General features: G+C 69.7%; 17 protein-coding genes and 1 riboswitch. Of the genes, 6 read left to right on the top strand and 11 right to left on the bottom strand.

Translation table 11 applies throughout. From position 1 onward, the window contains the following. Positions 1–85: 85 nt before the first annotated feature. Positions 86–1,153 carry a WD40/YVTN/BNR-like repeat-containing protein gene (locus OG801_RS23200; protein WP_406031568.1) on the bottom strand — a complete coding sequence of 356 codons (1,068 nt, stop codon included), beginning with the start codon at positions 1,151–1,153 and terminating at the stop codon, positions 86–88. 138 nt (positions 1,154–1,291) lie between these two features. Here OG801_RS23200 and OG801_RS23195 point away from each other — a divergent pair, with 138 nt between their 5' ends. The 5 genes from OG801_RS23195 to OG801_RS23175 all read left to right on the top strand — a co-directional run bounded on the left by OG801_RS23195 (position 1,292) and on the right by OG801_RS23175 (position 6,915). Next, positions 1,292–2,059 carry an HAD family hydrolase gene (locus tag OG801_RS23195; protein WP_406031567.1) on the top strand — a complete coding sequence of 256 codons (768 nt, stop codon included), beginning with the start codon at positions 1,292–1,294 and terminating at the stop codon, positions 2,057–2,059. Beyond that, positions 2,056–4,701 (top strand): glycosyl hydrolase family 65 protein, encoded by a 2,646-nt coding sequence (locus OG801_RS23190; RefSeq protein WP_355021047.1) that lies wholly within the window; start codon positions 2,056–2,058, stop codon positions 4,699–4,701. Before OG801_RS23195 ends, OG801_RS23190 begins: the two co-directional genes overlap by 4 nt. A 30-nt stretch (positions 4,702–4,731) precedes the next feature. Next, entirely contained in the window at positions 4,732–5,619 is an 888-nt protein-coding gene (locus OG801_RS23185; RefSeq protein WP_406031566.1) for an EamA family transporter, read from the top strand. Between the two features lie 118 nt (positions 5,620–5,737). Continuing rightward, on the top strand, positions 5,738–5,995 hold the full coding sequence (locus OG801_RS23180; RefSeq protein ID WP_355021049.1) for a hypothetical protein: 258 nt from the start codon (positions 5,738–5,740) through the stop codon (positions 5,993–5,995). Next, positions 5,992–6,915, top strand: coding sequence for an alpha/beta fold hydrolase (locus OG801_RS23175; RefSeq protein ID WP_406031565.1), 924 nt, complete (start codon positions 5,992–5,994; stop codon positions 6,913–6,915). Before OG801_RS23180 ends, OG801_RS23175 begins: the two co-directional genes overlap by 4 nt. Position 6,916: 1 nt before the next feature. Here OG801_RS23175 and OG801_RS23170 read toward each other — a convergent pair whose 3' ends face one another. Genes OG801_RS23170 through OG801_RS23150 form a run of 5 tightly spaced genes read right to left on the bottom strand, consistent with a single transcriptional unit; the run spans position 6,917 to position 12,102 of the window. After that, a complete protein-coding gene (locus OG801_RS23170; RefSeq protein ID WP_406031564.1) occupies positions 6,917–7,714 on the bottom strand; it encodes an ECF transporter S component in 798 nt (265 codons plus the stop codon). After that, positions 7,711–9,300 (bottom strand): ABC transporter ATP-binding protein, encoded by a 1,590-nt coding sequence (locus OG801_RS23165; protein ID WP_406031563.1) that lies wholly within the window; start codon positions 9,298–9,300, stop codon positions 7,711–7,713. The genes OG801_RS23170 and OG801_RS23165 overlap by 4 nt, the downstream gene beginning before the upstream one ends. Then, complete coding sequence (locus OG801_RS23160; protein ID WP_406031562.1) at positions 9,297–10,412, bottom strand: CbiQ family ECF transporter T component; 1,116 nt, start codon at positions 10,410–10,412, stop codon at positions 9,297–9,299. Before OG801_RS23160 ends, OG801_RS23165 begins: the two co-directional genes overlap by 4 nt. After that, entirely contained in the window at positions 10,409–11,011 is a 603-nt protein-coding gene (locus OG801_RS23155; protein WP_406031561.1) for a hypothetical protein, read from the bottom strand. The genes OG801_RS23160 and OG801_RS23155 overlap by 4 nt, the downstream gene beginning before the upstream one ends. Before the next feature lie 17 nt (positions 11,012–11,028). After that, positions 11,029–12,102: a prenyltransferase/squalene oxidase repeat-containing protein gene (locus OG801_RS23150; RefSeq protein ID WP_406031560.1), complete on the bottom strand. Its 1,074-nt coding sequence runs from the start codon at positions 12,100–12,102 to the stop codon at positions 11,029–11,031. A gap of 86 nt (positions 12,103–12,188) precedes the next feature. Further along, positions 12,189–12,270, bottom strand: a riboswitch (cobalamin riboswitch). Positions 12,271–12,369: 99 nt separating this feature from the next. On the opposite strand from OG801_RS23150, the gene OG801_RS23145 reads away from it, so the two are divergent. Further along, positions 12,370–13,005, top strand: coding sequence for a hypothetical protein (locus OG801_RS23145; protein ID WP_406031559.1), 636 nt, complete (start codon positions 12,370–12,372; stop codon positions 13,003–13,005). 10 nt (positions 13,006–13,015) lie between these two features. Here the strand turns inward: OG801_RS23145 and OG801_RS23140 are convergent, their stop codons facing one another. The 5 genes from OG801_RS23140 to OG801_RS23120 form a co-directional block, all read right to left on the bottom strand. Continuing rightward, positions 13,016–13,780 (bottom strand): NYN domain-containing protein, encoded by a 765-nt coding sequence (locus tag OG801_RS23140; RefSeq protein WP_350663910.1) that lies wholly within the window; start codon positions 13,778–13,780, stop codon positions 13,016–13,018. 131 nt (positions 13,781–13,911) lie between these two features. Next, on the bottom strand, positions 13,912–15,420 hold the full coding sequence (gene gatB / locus OG801_RS23135; RefSeq protein ID WP_406031558.1) for an Asp-tRNA(Asn)/Glu-tRNA(Gln) amidotransferase subunit GatB: 1,509 nt from the start codon (positions 15,418–15,420) through the stop codon (positions 13,912–13,914). Further along, positions 15,417–16,913, bottom strand: coding sequence for an Asp-tRNA(Asn)/Glu-tRNA(Gln) amidotransferase subunit GatA (gene gatA / locus OG801_RS23130; RefSeq protein WP_406031557.1), 1,497 nt, complete (start codon positions 16,911–16,913; stop codon positions 15,417–15,419). Before gatA ends, gatB begins: the two co-directional genes overlap by 4 nt. Continuing rightward, on the bottom strand, positions 16,910–17,209 hold the full coding sequence (gene gatC / locus OG801_RS23125) for an Asp-tRNA(Asn)/Glu-tRNA(Gln) amidotransferase subunit GatC (protein WP_091049380.1): 300 nt from the start codon (positions 17,207–17,209) through the stop codon (positions 16,910–16,912). The genes gatA and gatC overlap by 4 nt, the downstream gene beginning before the upstream one ends. 66 nt (positions 17,210–17,275) lie before the next feature. Next, entirely contained in the window at positions 17,276–19,540 is a 2,265-nt protein-coding gene (locus tag OG801_RS23120) for a glycosyltransferase (RefSeq protein ID WP_406031556.1), read from the bottom strand. Positions 19,541–19,542: the final 2 nt, after the last annotated feature.

Genomic DNA, 19,542 nt, shown 5'->3' with positions numbered 1-19,542 from the left:
CATCCAGCATGCCCCCAGACCAAGGATCCTGTGCAGCCTCGACCGACCGCATCGAGGACGGCAACACGCTACGGATCCGTGCGCCTCAGATCTTCGCGGCCCTGACCACCATCACATCGGGGATGTCGCGGAGGATCTCGCGCCAGGTCTCGCCGGCGTCGGCGGAGGCCCAGACCGAGCCGTTGCGGGCGCCGAAGTAGACACCGGCGGTCTCGTGGTCGTCGGCGCACATCGCGTCGCGCATGACACCCACGTAGAAGTGGTCGGGCAGGCCCTTGTCGAGCGCCTCCCAGTGGTCGCCGGCGTCGCGCGAGCGCCACACGATCGGCTTGGCCTCCGGCGGGTAGCGGGACTCGCCGGCACCGATCGGGAAGGTGAAGATCGTGTCGGGCTCCTTCGGGTGGACGACCATCGCGAAGCCGAAGTCGGTGGGCAGGCCGTCGGCGATCGACTTCCAGGAGGCGCCCTCGTCGTCGGAGCGGTAGACGCCGCCGTGGTTCTGCAGGTAGAGCCGCTCGGGACGGGCGGAGTGGCGGGCGACCTTGTGGACGCACTGGCCGAACTCGGGGTACTGCTGCCCCTCGGGCAGGAAGACCGCAATGATGCCGTTGTTGCGCGCCTCCCAGGTCTCCCCGCCGTCGCGGGTCTGGTAGACGCCACCGGTCGAGATCGCCGCGGTCACCGAGTCGGGATCGGTGGGGTGCGGCAGGATCGTGTGGAACGCCTGCCCGCCGAAGCCCTCGTTCCACTCGGTGCGGTGCGGGTGATCCCACAGCCCGCGTACGAGCTCGAAGGACGCGCCACCATCACGTGATCGGAAGATCGCACCGGGCTCGACGCCCGCCCAGATCGTGCCCTCCGGCAGCCCGGGCTGGAGCTGCCAGATCCGGGCCAGGCTCGCGTCGACGTCCTCGGGGAACGACATCGAGGTCTCGGTCCAGGTCTCGCCGCCGTCGGCCGAGGCACGCACCAGCGCACCCATCCACAGCGAGGAGCATCCGGCAAGGACTCGCCCGGTCCCGGGCTCGATCATGGCGGAGTAGATCTCCTCCATGTCATGGTGCGGACCGGTGAAGTCCCAGTCCTGCCGGGCGTCGTCAGAGCGCCCTATCCACAGACCCTTGCGGGTCCCGACCAGCAGCTGCGTACCCATGCCTTCCAGCATCCACCCGCTCGCCGTCTGTGGCCAGGAGATTTCAGCGAAAGAACGACGAGGGAAAACCTCCGGCATCGGCGACACCGGCGGGGCCTGGTTCTTCGGCCTGGGCCGCCCAGCCCCTAGCCTGAAGTCATGACCAGACCTGTTGCCTGGGAGACGTTCACCGCGATCCTCTTCGACCTGGACGGCGTGATCACGCCGACCGCGGTCGTGCACATGCGTGCGTGGGAGGAGATGTTCAACGCCTACCTGCAGGAGAAGACCCCGGGGGCGCCGGCCTACACCGACCAGGACTACTTCGCGTACGTCGACGGCAAGCCGCGCTACGACGGCGTCCGTGACTTCCTCGCCTCCCGCGACATCAAGCTTCCCGAGGGCACCCCGGACGACGCGCCCGAGCTCGAGACCGTCTGCGGTCTCGGGAACCGGAAGAACAACGCCTTCAACATGGTGCTCGAGCGCGACGGCGTGGAGGCCTACCCCGGCTCGGTGCGCTTCCTGGACTATCTGGCCACCCTCGACGTCCGGATCGGCGTGGTTTCCTCGTCGGTCAACGCGCCGACCGTGCTGAAGGCGGCGGGGCTGCTGGACCGTTTCGAGACGGTCGTGTCGGGAGCCGTCGCAGATGAGCAGGGCCTGCCCGGCAAGCCTGCACCGGACACCTTTGTCTACGCCGGTAAGGTCCTCGGAGCCACCCCGAGCGAGGCCGTCGTCCTCGAGGACGCCGTCTCCGGGGTGCGCGCCGGCAAGGCAGGAGATTTCGCGCTCGTCGTCGGGGTGGACCGTGGCGCAGGCCACGACACCCTCACGGCCGCTGGCGCCAGTCTCGTCGTATCCGACCTTGCTGAACTTGTCCCCAATGGACACAGTCCAGACCCTGCTCGAGGAGCACAGCAGTGAGAACCAACGTCGGCCCGAACCCCTTGGACCGGGCCCGTTACCCCATCGACCCGTGGCGGCTGGTGGAGACCAGCTACTCCCCCGACGACCTCGGTCTGACCGAGACGATCTTCAGCGTCGCCAACGGCTATCTCGGCATGCGCGGCACCCCCGAGGAAGGTCGCCCGACCTACGCGCACGGCACCTTCATCAACGGGTTCCACGAGACCTGGCCGATCCGTCATGCCGAGAACGCCTACGGCTTCGCCAAGACCGGCCAGACCATCGTCAACGCCCCTGACGCCAAGATCATGAAGATCTACGTCGACGACGAGCCGCTGACCTTCGGCACCTCCGACCTGGAGGAGTACGAGCGGGTGCTCGATTTCCGCGAGGGTGTGCTGCGGCGGCATCTGGTGTGGCGTACGCCCTCGGGTAAGCGGGTCGCGATCAAGTCGACCCGGATGGTGTCGATGACGCAACGCCATCTCTCGATCCAGACCCTCGAGATCACGATGCTGAGCGGCGCGGCGCCGATCGTGGTCTCGTCCCAGCTGCTCAACCGGCAGGACGGCAAGGACGAGTACCACGTGCCGTCGGCGGCGCTCGGCGAGGGCATGGACCCGCGCAAGGCCTCCGCCTTCGACACCCGCGTCCTGCTACCGCAGATGTCGGTCGCCGACGAAGAGCAGATGACCCTCGGCTACCGGTGCGCCAACTCGGGGATGACGATCGCCGTCAGCGCCGCCCACCAGATCGACACGCCGGACTCGGTCGAGACCGTCGTCCGTGCCGAGGACGATCTGGCCAAGACGGTCTTCCGGGTCGACGCGACCGAGGGCAGCACGCTGCGGTTGCAGAAGACCGTGGCGTACCACACCTCTCGCGGGGTGCCGGTGCGTGAGCTGGCCGACCGCTGCGGACGTACGCTCGACCGGGCGATCCGCCTGGGCGTCGGTCACTTCGAGCGCGACCAGCGCAACTGGTACGACGAGTTCTGGTCCGCTGCCGACGTCGAGATCTCCGCCGCCGAGGCGGACGACGCCGAGGACATCTCCGCGGCCCAGCAGGCGATCCGGTTCAACCTGTTCTCGCTGGCCCAGGCGACCGCCCGCACCGACGGGCTCGGCGTCCCCGCGAAGGGGGTCACCGGCTCCGGCTACGAGGGCCACTACTTCTGGGACACGGAGTGCTACGTCGTTCCGTTCCTCTGCTACACCCAGCCCGAGGTCGCCCGCAACGTGATGCACGCCCGCTCGGTGATGCTTCCCGCGGCCCGGCAGCGGGCGCTGGAGATGGCCGCGAAGGGCGCGCTGTTCGCCTGGCGCACCATCAACGGGCAGGAGGCCTCGGCCTACTACGCGGCCGGCACCGCGCAGGTGCACATCGATGCCGACATCGCCTTCGCGCTGATGAAGTACGTCTACGCGAGCGGTGACACCGGCTATCTCATCCGCGAGGGCGTCGACATCCTGGTCGAGACCTCGCGGATGTGGGCCGACCTCGGCTTCTGGCGCCACAACGGCGAGCCGTCCTTCCACATCCACGGGGTGACCGGGCCGGACGAGTACACCACGGTGGTCAACAACAACCTGTTCACCAACGTGATGGCCCGCTACAACCTGGAGAAGGCCGTCGAGACCATCGAGATGCTCCGGGCGGACTATCCGCGCGAGTATGCGCAGGTCATGGGCCGGCTCGACATCTCCCCCGACGAGGTCGAGGAGTGGGGTCGCTGCGCCGCCGCGATGCACATCCCCTACGAGGAGGGGCTCGGCATCCACCCGCAGGACGACAACTTCCTCGACCGCGAGGTGTGGGACCTGCCCAACACCCCCGACGACGTACGTCCCCTGCTGCTGCACTACCACCCGCTGGTGATCTACCGGTTCCAGGTGCTCAAGCAGACCGACGTGGTGCTCGCCCTCTTCCAGCAGGGCAACCGGTTCACCCCTGAGCAGAAGCGGGCCGACTTCGAGTACTACGACCCGATCACCACCGGCGACTCGACGCTGTCGGCTGTCGTGCAGTCGATCGTGGCGGCCGAGGTGGGCTACCAGGAGGACGCGCTGCGCTACTTCTACGACGCGCTCTACGTCGACCTGCACAACATGCACGGCAACACCGTCGACGGGATGCACATCGCCTCCACCGGCGGTGTGTGGGGCGGGCTCGCGTTCGGCTTCGGCGGGATGCGCGACTACGACGGGAAACTCTCCTTCGACCCGCGCCTGCCGGTCCAGTGGGGCTCGCTGACCTTCCGGGTGCAGTGGCACTCGACCCGGATGCAGGTCGCGCTGACCAGCGACCAGATCGTCTTCACCGTCGTGGACACCCCGGGCGAGGAGTTCGACATCCCGATCAGCGTCCGCGGGGAGGAGTTCGTGGTCTCGAAGGGCTCGCCGGTCATCGTGCCGCTCGCCGACCAGGGGCCGCGGATCGGCACCCACCTCGACGAGGAGCCCCACGGCGGCATCCGCCCCGACGGATCGCGGATCACCGCCACCGTGCCTGCGCCGATCCCGCCGGAGATCTACGAGCAGGACCACACCGAGCACGCCACGGTCCCGCACGACTCCCGGCGCGGGTCCGAGCGGCTCGCGGAGGAGGCCAACAAGGCCACCAACCTGTCCAACATCTCGCAGACGGACTCGGCGCAGTAGCGGGTCTTTACGTGGTCCTAGACTGACCGGGTGGTCACAGCTTCCTCCTCTCTGCGGGCGAGGCTGGCCCACCCGGTCGTCCTGGTTCTGATCGGGATCGCGTCGGTGCAGATCGGCGCGACCTTCGCGAAGTCGCTCTTCGACGAGGTCACCCCGACGGCCATGGTCTGGCTGCGGCTGACGCTGTCCGCGCTGATCCTGCTGGCGATCACCCGGCCCCGGGTCCGCGGTCTCTCGCGCCGCGACTGGCTCGTGGTGGTCGCCTTCGGGGCCTCGCTCGGGCTGATGAACTGGGCCATCTACCAGTCCTTCGCCCGGCTCCCGATCGGGATCGCGGTCACCATCGAGTTCATCGGACCGCTCACGATCGCGCTGGTCACCTCGCGGCGGGCGCGCGACCTGGTCTGGGTCGCACTGGCGGCCGCGGGAGTCGTGCTGCTCGGTCTCGAGCCCGGCCGGATCTCGATCGTGGGCGTGTTGTTCGCGCTGCTCGCGGGGGCCTGCTGGGCTGCGTACATCGTGCTGTCGAAGGCGACCGGAGCACGCTGGGAGGGGCTCGACGGGCTCGCCCTGGCCTCCGCCGTCGCGGCGGTGGCGCTGACGCCTGCGGCAATGGCGTACGCCGACGGGCTGGGGTCTCCGCACGTGTGGCTGGTCGGGCTGATGGTGGGTCTGATGTCCTCGGTGATCCCCTACTCCCTCGATCTCGTCGCCCTGCGTTCGATCAAGTCGGGGCTCTACGCGATCCTGATGTCGCTGGAGCCGGCCGCCGGCGCGCTGGCCGCGATCCTGATCCTCCACGAGGGGCTCTCGGTCCTGCAGTGGCTGGCCATCGCGTGTGTCGTGGTCGCCTCCGCAGGCGCGACCCGCACCGGCAAGCCGGAGCATCACGTGCCGGCGGAGTCGACCCCGGTGTAGTGGGGCGTTTCACACAAGCGACATCCGCACGTCACTGACTCCGAACGTTGAGGTCACTACAGTTCGGTGACAACTCCCCCTCGCCGCCCGGTCCCCGCCAGTCCTTGGAGTTGCTCCGTTGTCGACCATCACCGCCCCCGTACACACCGCTGCCGTCGCCCAAGTCGCCGCCCTCCTCGCCGCTCGCACCGCGGGGCGAATGGTCGGCCCGTTCCTACGACCCATCCAGCTGCTGCTCGCCTGGCCGGTGGCCTCCCAGCTCGTCGCCCGGCACAACGCCAAGGCCGCCGAGGAGGCGCTCCTGCTGCGGCGTGCGGAGCGTGAGGATGTGCAGAACTATCTCCAACTGCTCGCTTCGGAGAGAATGTCTGCATGACTGTTCCGCGGGCGATGGCCGAGTCCACTGTCGCCTTCCGGGACGTGCTCTCGGACGACGGCACCTTGATCCGCGCGTGGACCAACGACCCTGAGGGCGTGATCGAGGGGCCGACGGTGCTGCTGTGCAACGGCCTCGGCACCAGCCCGTGGAACTGGCCGGCGCTGCTGCACACCTCGTGCGGCGTACGCGTCGTCTCCTGGCAGCACCGCGGCACCTCCGGCTCGGCGCGGCCGAAGGACCCGGAGCAGACCACCTCGAGGCACTTCGCCGAGGACGCGCTGTCGGTGATGGACGCCTTCGCGCTCTCCCGGCCGGTCGTGATGGGCTGGTCGATCGGGGTCAACACCGCGTTCGAGCTGGCCGCAGACCATCCCGAGCGGGTCTCTGGCGTCTTCGGTGTCGCCGGGGTGCCAGGTGACACGTTCAAGTCGATGCTGGGGCCGCTGCGGCTGCCCGCCCCGGCGGCTGCTCTCGTGACCCGCACCGCGTCGAGGGTGCTGTGTCGCACCGGCTCCCTGATCACTCCGCTGGCAGCGCGTCTCCATCTCGGCCCGCGGGCGATCGAGGTGTTCTCCAAGGCCGGCCTGATCGGCAAGGTCCCTGATCCCGAGCTCGCCGCGGCAGCACTGGCGGAGTTCCTGACCACCCCGGTCGAGTGGTACTTCCACCTCGCGCTGCGCACCTCCCAGCGCCGCCCGGTCTCGCTGCGCCGGATCAAGGTACCGGTCGTGCTGGTCGCGGGCACCCGCGACCTCATCGCCGGTGCGCGCCACATGTCGCGGGTCGCTGCCGGGGTCAAGAACGGCACCTTCGTCGAGCTCGAGGGCACCCACTTCGTACAGATGGAGCAGCCCGAACGCGTCCACCAGCTGCTGCTCGCCTTTCTCGCCCGGGTCTCCGAGCACCAGCGCGTCTGACCTATCCGGTGGTCGAGCTTGTCGAGACCACCACGCCGGTGACCGTGGCCCGGCGGGCGACGCGACGCAGGGTGGCCAGGACAGCGGGACCGAGCAGAGCGATGGCGACGGCGGTGGTGATCGCGCGCACGGTGTCCCAGCTGCTGGTCGAGGTGACCAGGGTGTAGCGCAGGAACGTCGCCAGGTTCTCGGCGAACGCCGCACCGGGTTCGTAGGAGAGGTTGCCGCTCGCGCCGGGCACCGTGACCCCGGTGAGCAGCGGCCAGCCCTGCAGGTTGAGGAGGAGCCCGTAGGCGTACGAGGCGAAGATCCCGTACGCCGCCAGCAGTCCGATCTCCCGGCGGCCGCTCGCGCGCGGCAGGAGCCCGGCTCCCATCGCCACCCAGGCGGCGCCGAGCATCTGGTAGGGCAGCCAGGGTCCGACGCCGGCGGTGACGAGCGCGGCGACGAACAGGCTGGTGCAGCCGAGGACGAAGCCGAAGGCCGGCCCGAAGACCCGCCCGCCGAGGATGAGCATGAAGAAGACCAGCTCCACCCCACCGGTGCCGGCGGAGACGGCGCGCAGGACGGCCTCGATCGCGCTGAGCACGCCGAGGACAGCGATCATCCGGGTGTCGATGCCGCCCGTGGAGAGCTCGCTCAGCAGCACCACCAGCATCAGCGGAAGCAGCGCCAAGAAGATGAACGGAGGCTGCACCCGGTCGTAGCCGTGGAGCAGCAACGGCCAGCCGAACATCATCAGCCCGGCCACGGAGATGATCGCGAGCAGGACCGCCGTGCGAGGTGAGAACCTGATCATCTCTCGCCCACCGCCTCGACGATCTCGCGTACGTTCAGCCACCCCGGGCCGAAGACCTTGCTCACCTGGGGCGCGAACGCCGGCGACTCGGCCGTGACGGTGCGTACGTCACCGGCGGAGACCACCTCACCGTCGGCGAGCACCACCACGTCGTCGGCGGCCTCGGCGACGAACTCGACGTCGTGGGTCGCCACCAGGACCGCCTTGCCGGCCTCGGTGAGCTCGCGCAGGATCTCGGACAGAGCGTGCTTGGCGGCATAATCGAGGCCGCGGGTCGGCTCGTCGAGGAGCACGACCGGCGGGTCGGCGCTCAGGATCAGCGACAGCGCAAGAGCCAGGCGCTGGCCCTCGGAGAGGTCGCGCGGGTGCTGGCCGTCGGGGATGCCGGGGACGAGGCTGTCCAGGATCTCCCTCGTCCGCGGCCCGCCGGCGTCGCACTCCTCGGCCACCGTCTCCAGGTAGAGAAGATCGGCCGCGGTCTGCGGCAGCAGCCCGACGAGCTCGCGTCGCTCTTCGGGGTCGAGGGTCGCCGGATCCTTGCCGCCCACGTCCACCGACCCGGCCAGCCGCTTGTGGGTCCCCTGCAGCGTCCACAGCAGCGTCGACTTGCCCGATCCGTTGCGTCCCATCAGCGCCGTCACCCGCCCCGCGGGTAGCTCGATCGAGACGTCGTGCAGGACCGGCGTACGTCCTCGGGTGACGGTGAGCCCGGAACTTCTCAGGCTTTTCCTGCGCTTCTCTGGCGTTGCAACACCTGAGAAGTGCAGGGATACCCGGTTAACCGGGTATTCCAACGACCGCGCCCGCCGCCTCGCATCCCGAACCGTCAGCGGCAGCGGCGACCAGCCGAGCTCGCGACCGAGCTCGACGAGCGGGGGGACGATGGGCGAGGTCTCCAGGACCTCGGCGGGGTCGCCGACGGCAACGGAGCCGTCGCCGACGAGGAGCGCGATGCGGTCGGCGAACGGCACGACCCGCTCGAGACGGTGCTCGGCGAGGACGACGGAGGTGCCGAGGTCGTGCACCAGCCGGGTGATGGTGGCAAGGACGTCCTCGGCGGCCGTGGGATCGAGGGCGGAGGTGGGCTCGTCGAGCACGACGACCCGGGGGTGGGTGGTGAGCACCGAGCCGATCGCGACGCGCTGCTGCTGCCCTCCCGAGAGGGTACGCAGCGACCGCTGCCGCAGCTCGGCGATGCCGAGCAGGTCGAGGGTCTCCTCGACCCGACGCCGCATGGTCGCCGGCGGGAGACCGAGCTGCTCCATCCCGTAGGCGAGCTCCTCCTCGACCGTGTCGGTCACGAACCCGGCCACCGGGTCCTGCCCGACGTAGCCGATGATCCCGGCGCGCTCGCGCGGCGGCGTACGGACGATCGAGGCCCCGTCCAGCAGGACGTCCCCGTCGAGCACGCCGCCGGAGAAGCGCGGCACCAGGCCGGCGAGCACGCCGAGCAGGGTCGACTTCCCCGAGCCGGTCGGACCGGAGACGAGCAGCAGCTCGCCCTCCTCGATGGTGAGGTCGACGTCCTTGAGCACGTGCTCGGAGGAGTCGGGCGGGGTGAACGTGATGCCTCGCAGCTCGATCATGCGGCTGCCTCCTCGTGGACGAGCGATGATGCCGGTAGCGGGGCGGCGACGGCCGGGACCAGCCCGACGAGCACACCGGCCATGGCGGTCAGCGTGACTTCCGGGAAGGTGCTCACGCCCGGAAAGGCGATCGGGACCTGGTAGCGGGCGATCCACCAGCCCACGGCGACGACCGCGATCCCGCTCAGCGCCACCACGACCTCCGGCCAGCGCCACCGGTCGGGCCGGTAGACGGTCCGCGTCACCCGGCGGCCGGCGAGCGTCAGCCCACCAGCGGCGGCGCCGGAGCCGAGCGCGAGCATGGTGGCGGCCAGCCAGCCTGGCGTGGTGCCGTCCAGCACCGCGTAGACGCCGACGCAGAGCCCGACGAGCGAGACCAGCATGAGCGCCGAGGTGATCCGCCTGGTGGCGACCGGGACGCCGGCCGTACGTCCGTAGCCGCGCGTGTCCATCCCCGCCGCCAGTGCCATCGACCGCTCCAGGGCATCCTCGAGCACCGGCACCAGGAAGCGGCGCAGCCGCTTGACATTTCCGGTCGCACCGGCACGTAGTCGTTGCGCGGCGCGCACTCGCTGCACCGACTCGGCCAGCTGCGGCAGCACCGTCACCGCGACCACGACGGCGGTGCCGATCTCGTAGAGCGCCGGCGGCAGCGAGCGCAATAGCCGCTTCGGGTTCGCCAGCGCGTTGGCCGCGCCGACGCAGATCACGATGACGCCCAGCCGCATCCCGTCATAGAGGCCGGCCAGCAGCGCCTCGCGGGTGAGCGGCCCGAGCAGCCGGATCCCCAGCACCCACTCCGGGAGCGGGACCTCGGGCAGGTCGAGGATCACGTGCCCCGGCACGGCGCCCAGGAGCACCCGGAAGAGCACCCGGGTCACGACGATGAACACCGCGAGGCCGACGTAGAGCCGGAACGCCTTCGCCCACGGTTGGTCGCCACGGCGCGCGGCGACCACGACCGACACCACCCCCACTACGAGCAGGAGCAGCAACGGGTTGGTGGTGAAGGAGGCGTACGCAGCCATGCCGATCGCCCACACCCACCAGGCGACGGGGTGCAGGTCACGGGGCAGATGCGCGACCGCGGCAGTACGCAACAGCTCGCTCATCGTCGGCGCCACCACACGGCACCGGCGACGGTGAAGAGTGCGAAGATCCCCGCGGGCGCGACCCAGGTGGGCAGATGCTCGGTCCCGGAGGCCGAATCCGTCGGCTCCTCCGGAGATAACTCCGGCGACGGGCTTGAGGGCGCCCCCACAGCATCCCCAAGCTCCGTCGCCGGAGCGGTAACGACATCGTCGTCTATCCACGTGAACGCAACACCCTGCCCGGAGGTCACGCTGATTTCGGTAACATTTCTGGAGGCATAGCTCCAGGCCCCCGAATCGTCGGTGATCCACAGCGACCAGTACGCGTCGGCAGGCGGCATCTGGGCGCAACCGGCGGCTTTCGGCCGCTCATCGACGCGACATACGACGCTGGGCATCGAGGTCACATAGGTGAGCGGTTGCCCCGCCTTCTCGAAGAGGTCGGCGCCGGTGTCGCCCTCCCCGGGCTGGACACAGGTGACCTCAGGGCCGCCACCCAACGCGTTGGGCTCGACGACGACAGTGACGCCCTTACAGGCCTCGGCGGACGAGGCCGCAGACACGGCGGAGACTGGGGTGAAGACAGGTGCGGTGGCCCCGGCGAGGATCGCCAGGGCCACCAACGAGGATCGCAGGATCAGCACGAGCTCTTCGCGGTCGCATCCTTGGGCAGGAAGACCAGCGACGGCAGCGCCTGGGCGGCGGCGAGGCGGTACATCCCCTCGGACTCCTTGGTCAGGCCCTTGGTGTTGCCCTCGGTCAGCGCGGCGTCGTCGTAGGCCACCGCGCCGGCGTCGTCGCCACAGGTCACGACGTGGTCGGCGACCCAGCTCGCCGCCTTCTCCGCGGCGTCGGTCTCACCGGCGCGACCGAACGCCCACCCGGCCAGGCCGGTGGTGTTGGAGTTGGCGATGTTGCCGGTGGCCGCCTTGAACGACCCGTCCTCCGCCTGGGTCTCCTTCAGCCACTCCACGCCGGCTTTGACGGCCTTCTCCGCCTCCGGGGACGCCACCCCGGACAGGGCGATCAGCGCGAACGCGGTGGCGTCGGCGTCGGGGACGGCCTTGGGATCGGCGTCGCAGGTCTGATCGGCGGCTGAGGGGTCGGCCGCGAAGGTGACCCGGAACCACCCCTCCTCGCACTGCTGCCCGGCCAGGAACTCCGTCGCGGCCGCGGCCTCCTTGCTCTCGGCGTTGTTCAGCGCCCACACGGCGTACGACTGTCCGATGGTGTTGGAGTAGTCGGCCGCCTTCTTGTCCTTGGGATCGAGCTCGTCGGCGATGCGGCCGTTCTCGGCGACGGTGCCCTCGAGCTGCTTGAGCAGACCGGGGTCGGAGGCATCGACGTTCTGCTGGAGGACGAGCGCCTTCGCGGTCGCCCCTGCCGAGGTGATCGTGCCGAACCCGGGCGAGGTGTACGCCTTCTTGTTCTCCATCACCGCCGAGGCGATCGTGGAGATCTCCTCGTCGTAGCCGCCGACCTCTGCCAGCGCGATCCCGATGTCGGCGCTGAGCCCGAAGTCGTCGGTGCCGTACTGCGCGTTGCGGGCCACACCCTCCGGCGCCTGGGCCACGAGCCAGTCGGCCACCGAGGTGGACACCTTGGCGTCGTAGGTGGGCTTCTCCCCCTCCTCGACGGCTTTCTCGCCACAGCCGGCGAGCGAGGTGAGGGCGAGGGCGGCGGCGATGCCACCGAGGACGGTCTTCTTCATGGTTCCTTCCGCGCTGTTCGTCGGGAAGGCCCAGGGCCGACCCGCTGCTTTCCACGACAGCGTCAGGTCAGTACGCGTCCGTCGGTAGGTGCTCCGGCTCGCCCAGGACGCTCTCGCTGCCTGGGCCTACGGTTGCGGGTCAGCGCCGGGATTCGACCGGCTTCCCCTACCACGGCGTGTGTTGATTGAGGCTCTGCTAATTCGGGGCAATCCTATGCCGGGCGAGCCCTGCTTGCGGGATCGCCGACAAGCAGTCACTCTGTCCCCATGCGCCACAGGATTCTCGGCCTTGTCGCAACCTCGATCTCGGCCACCCTTCTCGCCCTCTCCCCGACCACGACGGCCGGCGCGGAGGAGGCACGGACATCGGTCACGTACGCCGATCTGGTCGCCATGTTCGGCGAGAAGGTGGGTGACCGGAGCACCGTCGAGACCGGGCTGCCGAGCCTCAACCGCGCCATGGCCGATGCCGGGATCACCACCGCCTACCGGCAGGCGGCGTATCTGACCACGCTCGCCAACGAGAGCTCCTTCCACCACGACGCCAGGGGCCGCGACAAGCGGAAGTTCACCGGTCGCGGCTACATCCAGCTGACCGGCGAGGCCAACTACACCGACGCCGGCGCCTACTTCGACATCGACCTGCGCCGCCGCCCCGAGCTCGCCCGGTCGCTGGACTACAGCGCGCCGATCTCGCGGTGGTACTGGACCGTCGCCCGCGACATCAACCCGCTCGCCGACGACCTCGACATGGGCGGCGTCAACGCGGCGATCGGCTACCCCCGCAACAAGGAGGAGGACACCGAGCGCTGCCGCGACTTCAAGGCCGCACTGAAGCACCTCCACGGGTCGGTGCCCAAGGGCGTCAGATGTGCTCGCCCGGCCACCGCGCAGACCCAGTAGAGGACGTACGTCACTTCTTGGTGCGCTTGTCGCTGACCGCGATCGCCGAGGTGCCCTCGTCCTTGAGCTCGAAGAGGTCGATCGCCTTGATCAGCTTGGTCCAAGTAGCGTACCCGTAGTTGCGCGGGTCCTCGGAGGACTGGTTGCGGATGCGGGAGACCACGGTGCCGACCAGTGCCCAACCGTCGTCGTCGGCGGCCGCGGCGATGGAGTTGCGCAGCAGCTGGATGAGGCGGGCGTTGCGCTTCAGCGCCTGCCCGTTGGTCGCCGAGGACGACTGCTTGCGGGTGCGCGTGGTCCCGGGCTCGGCGTCGACCTCGGTCTCCTCCTCGGAGCCGCCGAGCTTCTCCACCACGGTAAACCGGGTGCAGGCACTCTTGAACGGCGCCGGCGTCTTCTCCCGGCCGTAGCCGTAGACCGCCCGGCCCTTCTCCCGCAGGTAGTGCACCAGCGGCGTGAAGTCGGAGTCGGAGGAGACCAGCGCGAACGCGTCCGGGATCGCCGCGTGCAGCAGCTCGACGGCGTCGATCGCGAGCGCCATGTCGGAGGCGTTCTTGTGCGCGGTCAGGTCGAACTGCTGCATCGGCCTGATCGCGGCATCGTGCAGCTCCTCGATCCAGCCCTTGAGCTCGGACTTGGTCCAGTTGCCGTAGGCCCGCCGGATCGTCACCTCGCCATACTCGGCCAGGTCGTTCAAGATGTCGTCGATCTTCGAGGCAGGCGCGTTGTCAGCGTCGATGAGCAGTGCGATGCGGAAGGGCTCGGTCACGGTCACGCCGGACAGTCTGCCAGTGCACCCCGTCCCCGAGTCGGCTCATCCTGACCAAAACCACCGCCGAGTCGGCGCGTCATGACGCGCCGACTCGGCGGAGTTTGTTGTCGGGACGAGCCGACTCGGCGTGGGTCTTAGGCGAGCTTCTCCAGGATCAGCTCGCGGACACGCTTGGCGTCGGCCTTGCCGCCAGTCGCCTTCATGACCGCGCCGATGAGCGCACCGGCTGCGGCCTGGTTGCCGCCGCGGATCTTGTCGGCGACCGCGGGCTGGGCGGCGATGGCCTCGTCGACGGCGGCGCCGAGCGCACCGTCGTCGGAGACAACGGCGAGGCCACGGGCGTCGATGATCTCCGAGACCGTGCCCTCACCTGCGAGAAGACCCTCGAAGACCTGACGGGCCAGCTTGTCGGTCAGCGTCTTGGCGTCGACCAGTTTCTGAACCTCGGCGACCTGGACCGGAGTGACACCGAGCTCGGCGAGCTCGACGCCACGGTCGTTGGCGCTGCGGGAGAGCTCGGCCATCCACCACTTACGGGCGGCCTGTGCGGAGGCACCTTCGGCGACCGTCGCCTCGATCAGCGACAGAGCGCCGGCGGCCCAGACGTCGCGCATCTCCAAGTCGGAGTAGCCCCACTCGACCTGCAGGCGAGCCCGCTTGTCAGCGGTGCGCTCCGGCAGGCTCGCCCGCAGCTCCTCGACCCACTCGCGCGACGGCGCGACCGGGACGAGGTCGGGCTCGGGGAAGTAGCGGTAGTCGTCGGCGTCCGACTTCGGCCGGCCGGCCGAGGTGGTGCCGGTGTCCTCGTGGAAGTGGCGGGTCTCCTGGAAGATCGCCTCCCCCGCGTCGAGGATCCCGGCGTGGCGCGACATCTCGAAACGTACGGCACGCTCGACCGAGCGCAGCGAGTTGACGTTCTTCGTCTCGGTGCGGGTGCCCAACGTCCCGGACCCCTTCGGGGACAGCGACAGGTTGACGTCGCAGCGCATCGAGCCCTGGTCCATGCGTACGTCGGAGACACCCAGACCCAGCAGGATCTCGCGCAGCGCGGCGACGTAGGCCTTCGCGACCAGCGGTGCCTTGGCACCGGTGCCGAGGATCGGGCGGGTGACGATCTCGATGAGCGGGATGCCCGCGCGGTTGTAGTCGACCAGTGAGTAGTCGGCGCCGTGGATGCGGCCGGTCGCGCCACCGATGTGGGTGGTCTTGCCGGTGTCCTCCTCCATGTGGGCGCGCTCGATGTCGACCCGGTAGGTCTCCCCCTCGACCTCGACGTCGAGGTAGCCGTCGTAGACGATCGGCTCGTCGTACTGCGAGGTCTGGAAGTTCTTCGGCATGTCCGGGTAGAAGTAGTTCTTCCGGGCGAACCGGCACCACTCCGCGATCGAGCCGTTGAGCGCGAGGCCGATCCGGATCGCGCTCTCCACGGCCTTGGCGTTCACGACCGGCATCGAGCCGGGCAGGCCGAGGCAGGTCGGGCAGACCTGGGAGTTGGGCTCGCCACCGAACGTCGCCGGGCAGCCGCAGAACATCTTGGTGTTGGTGTTGAGCTCGACGTGCACCTCGAGCCCGAAGGCCGGGTCGTAGCGCTCCAGCACCTCGTCGAAACCGACAAGACCCAAAGAATCAGGCACAGCGGTCATCGGGCCACCTCCAGCTTGTCGATCGAGAGCACCGGGCCGATGGCGCCCTCGAGCGCGGCACCGACGCGGTAGAGACGGGCGTCCTCCAGGACGGGAGCCAGGAGCTGTACGCCGACGGGCAGCCCGTCCACGTCGGAGACCCCGGCCGGGACGGAGATTCCGGGCGTGCCGGCCAGGTTGGCCGGGATGGTGGCCAGGTCCTGCATGTACATGGCCAGCGGGTCGTCGAGCTTGGCGCCCAGCGGGAACGCGGTGCTCGGGGACGTCGGCGAGACCAGCACGTCGACCTGCTCGAAGGCCTTCTTGAAGTCCTCGATGATCAGCGTGCGGATCTTCTGCGCCTGACCGTAGTAGGCGTCGTAGTAGCCGCTGCTCAGTGCATAGGTGCCGAGGATGATGCGGCGCTTGACCTCGTCGCCGAACCCGGCGTCACGGGACGCCTTCATGACGTCCTCGGCGCTCGGGTCGCCGTCGGGAGTGACCCGCAGGCCGTAACGCATCGCGTCGAACTTGGCCAGGTTGGAGGAGCACTCCGCCGGCAGGATCAGGTAGTAGGCCGCCATCGCGTGCTCGAAGCTCGGCGTGGAGACCTCGACGACGTCGGCACCCAGCTTGGTGAGCAGGTCGACCGACTCGTTGAACTTGCGCATCACGTCGGGCGCCCAGCCCTCGCCCGCGAGCTCCTTGATGACGCCGACCTTGACGCCCTTGAGGTCACCGGTCGCGCCGGCACGGGCCGCGTCGACGAGCCCGGTCACCGGGGTGGTCGTCGACGTGGAGTCGAGCGGGTCGTGGCCGCCGATGAGCTCGTGCAGCAGGGCGCTGTCGAGGACCGTGCGGGTCACCGGACCGACCTGGTCCAGCGAGTTGGCCAGGGCGACCAGGCCGTAGCGGGAGACGGACCCGTAGGTCGGCTTCACGCCGACGGTGCCGGTGACGGCACCCGGCTGGCGGATCGAGCCGCCGGTGTCGGTGCCGAGCGCCAGCGGCGCCTCGAAGGCGGCGACGGCCGCGGCCGAGCCACCACCGGAGCCGCCGGGGATCCGGTCGAGCTTCCAGGGGTTCTTCGTCGGGCCGTACGCGGAGTGCTCGGTGGAGGAGCCCATCGCGAACTCGTCCATGTTGGTCTTGCCCAGGATCGGCAGACCGGCTTCCTTGATCTTCTTGACCACGGTCGCGTCGTAGGGCGGAACCCAGCCCTCGAGGATCTTGGAGCCGCAGGTCGTCGGCAGGCCGGTGGTGGTCAGCACGTCCTTGACCGCGATCGGTACGCCGTCGAGGGCATGCAGCGCGTCACCGTTGGCCCGGCGCGCGTCGGAGGCGGCGGCCTGGGACAGCGCGCCCTCGGCGTCGATGTGCAAGAAGGCGTGGACGTCGCCGTCGACCGCGGCGATCCGGTCGAGGTGGGCCTGGGTCAGCTCGACCGAGGTGGTCTCACCGGCGGCAAGGGAGTCGGCCAGGTCGGCGGCCGACTTCAGAATGAGGTCACTCACTGCTCGTCCCCCAGGATCCGCGGCACCGAGAATCGCTGCTCCTCGACGGCAGGCGCACCGGAGAGCGCCTGCTCCGGCGTCAGGCCGGGCACGACGACGTCCTCACGGAAGACGTTGGTCATCGGAAGCGGGTGGGAGGTGGCAGGCACGTCGTCGCCGGCAAGCCCCTGGATCGAGGCGACGGACTCGAGGATCACCTGAAGCTGCGGGGCAAGGTGATCGAGCTCGGCGTCGCTGAGGTCGATGCGGGCGAGGTCGGCCAGGTGCGCGACCTCGTCGCGGGTGATTTCTGGCATGCGCACATCCTAGGTGTCAGCGGCCCCAACTCTCACGTCGGTAACGCAGAGGCGAGCAGATGACGCCTATGGGGTCTTGTTCGGGCCGCCGCCGTTGGACGGCTTGTCGGTCGGCCTGCCCGCCGAGCTCGGCTGGGCGGGGGCCGCCTGGGTCGGATCGGCACCGCGAGTGGGATCGGTCGACGGGGTCGGGTCGGCGGCTTGGGTCGGCCGGGTGCTGGCCGTGGAGCCCGCACCGCTCGATGACGGCTCCGGGGCCGGGGTCGGGTCCGCGGTCGGCTCCGGCGGCGGGCTCCGTGCGGGCGTGGGCCGGTCCTCACCGTCGCGCGGCTTCTTCTCGAGCGCACCGTGGACATCGCCGACCTCGGGTACGTCCGGGCTGCCCACGGGCGCCGCGAGCGCGACCAGTCCGGCGAGCATCACCGAGCTGAAGGCGAGCACCAGTCCCCCACGCCGAGCAGCGGGAGCCGCGGCGGCGCTCCATGCCCAGATCCGCTCGCGACGGCGTCGCAGGTCGGCGGGCAGGTCGCTGTGGATCGCCGCCCAGCTGTTGATCGGGGCCAGCCCGTAGCCGATCCCCTGGAAGCCGAGCAGCGCCGCGATGGCGAGCCCGGTCGCCCCGCCGAGTGCGCCGACCAGGACCGCCATGGCCAGGCAGGCGACCGCGGCGAAGGTCTCCACCAGGTTGCCCCGAACCACGTCTCGCACCCGCGGCTGCCCCTTGATCTTCGGCGTACGCAGGAACGTGCCCTCGCGCGAGACCAGCCCGAGCCAGGAGGCACGTGCGACGGTCGCCCCGAGCGCCAGCCACAGCCCGAAGGCACCGATCGCGTCGCGCCAGGAGGCCCCGCTGCGCAGGCGGACCAGTGCGATCGAGCGGGCCGCGCCGAAGAGCACCAGCGCGACGGCGGCGAACAGAAGGAGCCCCGAGAGGCGGCGTACGACAAGTCCCCCGCCCAGCATCAGGTCGAGAGCGCCCGAGATCAGGAAGAAGGTGAACAGGGCTCCGGCGAGGTCCCCGAACCACTGCAGCCCGCCGACGAGGTAGGCCCAGCGCTGCGACAGGGTCATCTGGTTCTCCTCGGTGCGACGTCCGGGCATCAGCGAGCGCCAGTGCATGCGCAGGATCTGGATGCCGCCGAAGCACCACCGGAACCGCTGCTTCTTGAGCGTCTCGAAGGTCAGCGGCATCACGCCGCGGCCGTAGGAGCGGTCGACGTGCATGCCGTTGTAGCCCATCTTCAGCAGCCGCAGCGACAGCTCGGCGTCCTCGGTGATGCACCACTCGTCCCAGCCGCCGGACCGGACCAGCGCGGAGGCGCGGATCAGCCCCATGGTGCCGCCGAAGATGGCGCCGTTGCGCTCGTTGCGAGACACCTGGCTGACGTCGAAGAAGTAGCCGTAGGAGTGGTAGAGCCGGCGGAAGTACGCCGAGACGTCCCAGTCCCGGTAGTCCTGCGGTGTCTGCACGAAGGCCACCGACTCGTCGCTGAACAGCGGGGCGTTGTGGGCCAGGAAGTCACGGGCGACGTGGTAGTCGGCGTCGACGATCCCGACGACCTCGGTGAGCGGGTTCATCCGGGCCAGCGCGTAGTTGAGCGCCCCCGACTTGAACCCCGGCCAGTTGGCCAGGTGGATGAAGGTGACCCCGTCGTACTGCTCGCAGAAGTCCTGCACCGGCCGCCACAGCGCGGGGTCGTCGGTGTTGTTGTCGATGACCAGGATCTCGTACGCGTCGTAGTCCAGCTCGAGCATCCGCTCGAGGGTCTCGATGACCATCTCGGGCGGCTCGTTGTGGGTCGGGACGTGCAGGCTCACGAACGGACGGCCCCATCCGGGGTGGTGCTCGCCACGCACCGGCCAGCCACGCCAGCGGCGCCGGGCGAGCACGTCGACCATCTCCCACAGGTAGCCCACGCCGATCAGGAAGACGAAGACCTCCAGCAGCCACAGCAGGCTCGACAGCGTCGTCGTCCACGCTCCGGGATGGACCGTGACCGTCCACAGCCCCACGTAGGTCAGGTAGAGCAGACCCACGTCGATGGTGAGCGCCCAGGCGACCAGGCCGCGTACGTCCCAGTCCCGCGCCGCGGGCAGCCAGGCCAGCAGCGAGGCACCGAGGACGACGGCCCCGATCGCCGCCCGGGTGGCGTCCTGGCCGAGCAGCAGGCCGGCTCCGAGGGCGACCATGGCGGTGAGGGTCGCCGCGAGGACCGCCGTGCCCGCGGAGAGCGAGCCGGTACGCGGCATACGGATCGTGAACAGAAGCACGGTCGCCGGGACCAGGAGGACCGCGGCGACCGTGAGGAGTGGGGGAAGGGCCTCGAGCACGA

The sequence above is a fragment of the Nocardioides sp. NBC_00163 genome (assembly GCF_045206295.1).
In the GTDB taxonomy this organism is placed as follows: domain Bacteria; phylum Actinomycetota; class Actinomycetes; order Propionibacteriales; family Nocardioidaceae; genus Nocardioides.
Note: the sequence above shows the minus strand (reverse complement) of the source record. Positions and strands in the feature narration are given on the sequence as shown.

What these genes read in the sequence shown, in the direction of transcription:
- OG801_RS23150 (WP_406031560.1), bottom strand. Translation starts at nt 12,102, where the DNA reads ATGAAGAAGACCGTCCTCGGTGGCATCGCCGCCGCCCTCGCCCTCACC.
- OG801_RS23165 (WP_406031563.1), bottom strand. Translation starts at nt 9,300, where the DNA reads ATGATCGAGCTGCGAGGCATCACGTTCACCCCGCCCGACTCCTCCGAG.
- OG801_RS23175 (WP_406031565.1), top strand. Translation starts at nt 5,992, where the DNA reads ATGACTGTTCCGCGGGCGATGGCCGAGTCCACTGTCGCCTTCCGGGAC.
- OG801_RS23200 (WP_406031568.1), bottom strand. Translation starts at nt 1,153, where the DNA reads ATGGGTACGCAGCTGCTGGTCGGGACCCGCAAGGGTCTGTGGATAGGG.
- OG801_RS23195 (WP_406031567.1), top strand. Translation starts at nt 1,292, where the DNA reads ATGACCAGACCTGTTGCCTGGGAGACGTTCACCGCGATCCTCTTCGAC.
- OG801_RS23160 (WP_406031562.1), bottom strand. Translation starts at nt 10,412, where the DNA reads ATGAGCGAGCTGTTGCGTACTGCCGCGGTCGCGCATCTGCCCCGTGAC.
- gatB (WP_406031558.1), bottom strand. Translation starts at nt 15,420, where the DNA reads ATGACCGCTGTGCCTGATTCTTTGGGTCTTGTCGGTTTCGACGAGGTG.
- OG801_RS23170 (WP_406031564.1), bottom strand. Translation starts at nt 7,714, where the DNA reads ATGATCAGGTTCTCACCTCGCACGGCGGTCCTGCTCGCGATCATCTCC.
- OG801_RS23145 (WP_406031559.1), top strand. Translation starts at nt 12,370, where the DNA reads ATGCGCCACAGGATTCTCGGCCTTGTCGCAACCTCGATCTCGGCCACC.
- gatC (WP_091049380.1), bottom strand. Translation starts at nt 17,209, where the DNA reads ATGCCAGAAATCACCCGCGACGAGGTCGCGCACCTGGCCGACCTCGCC.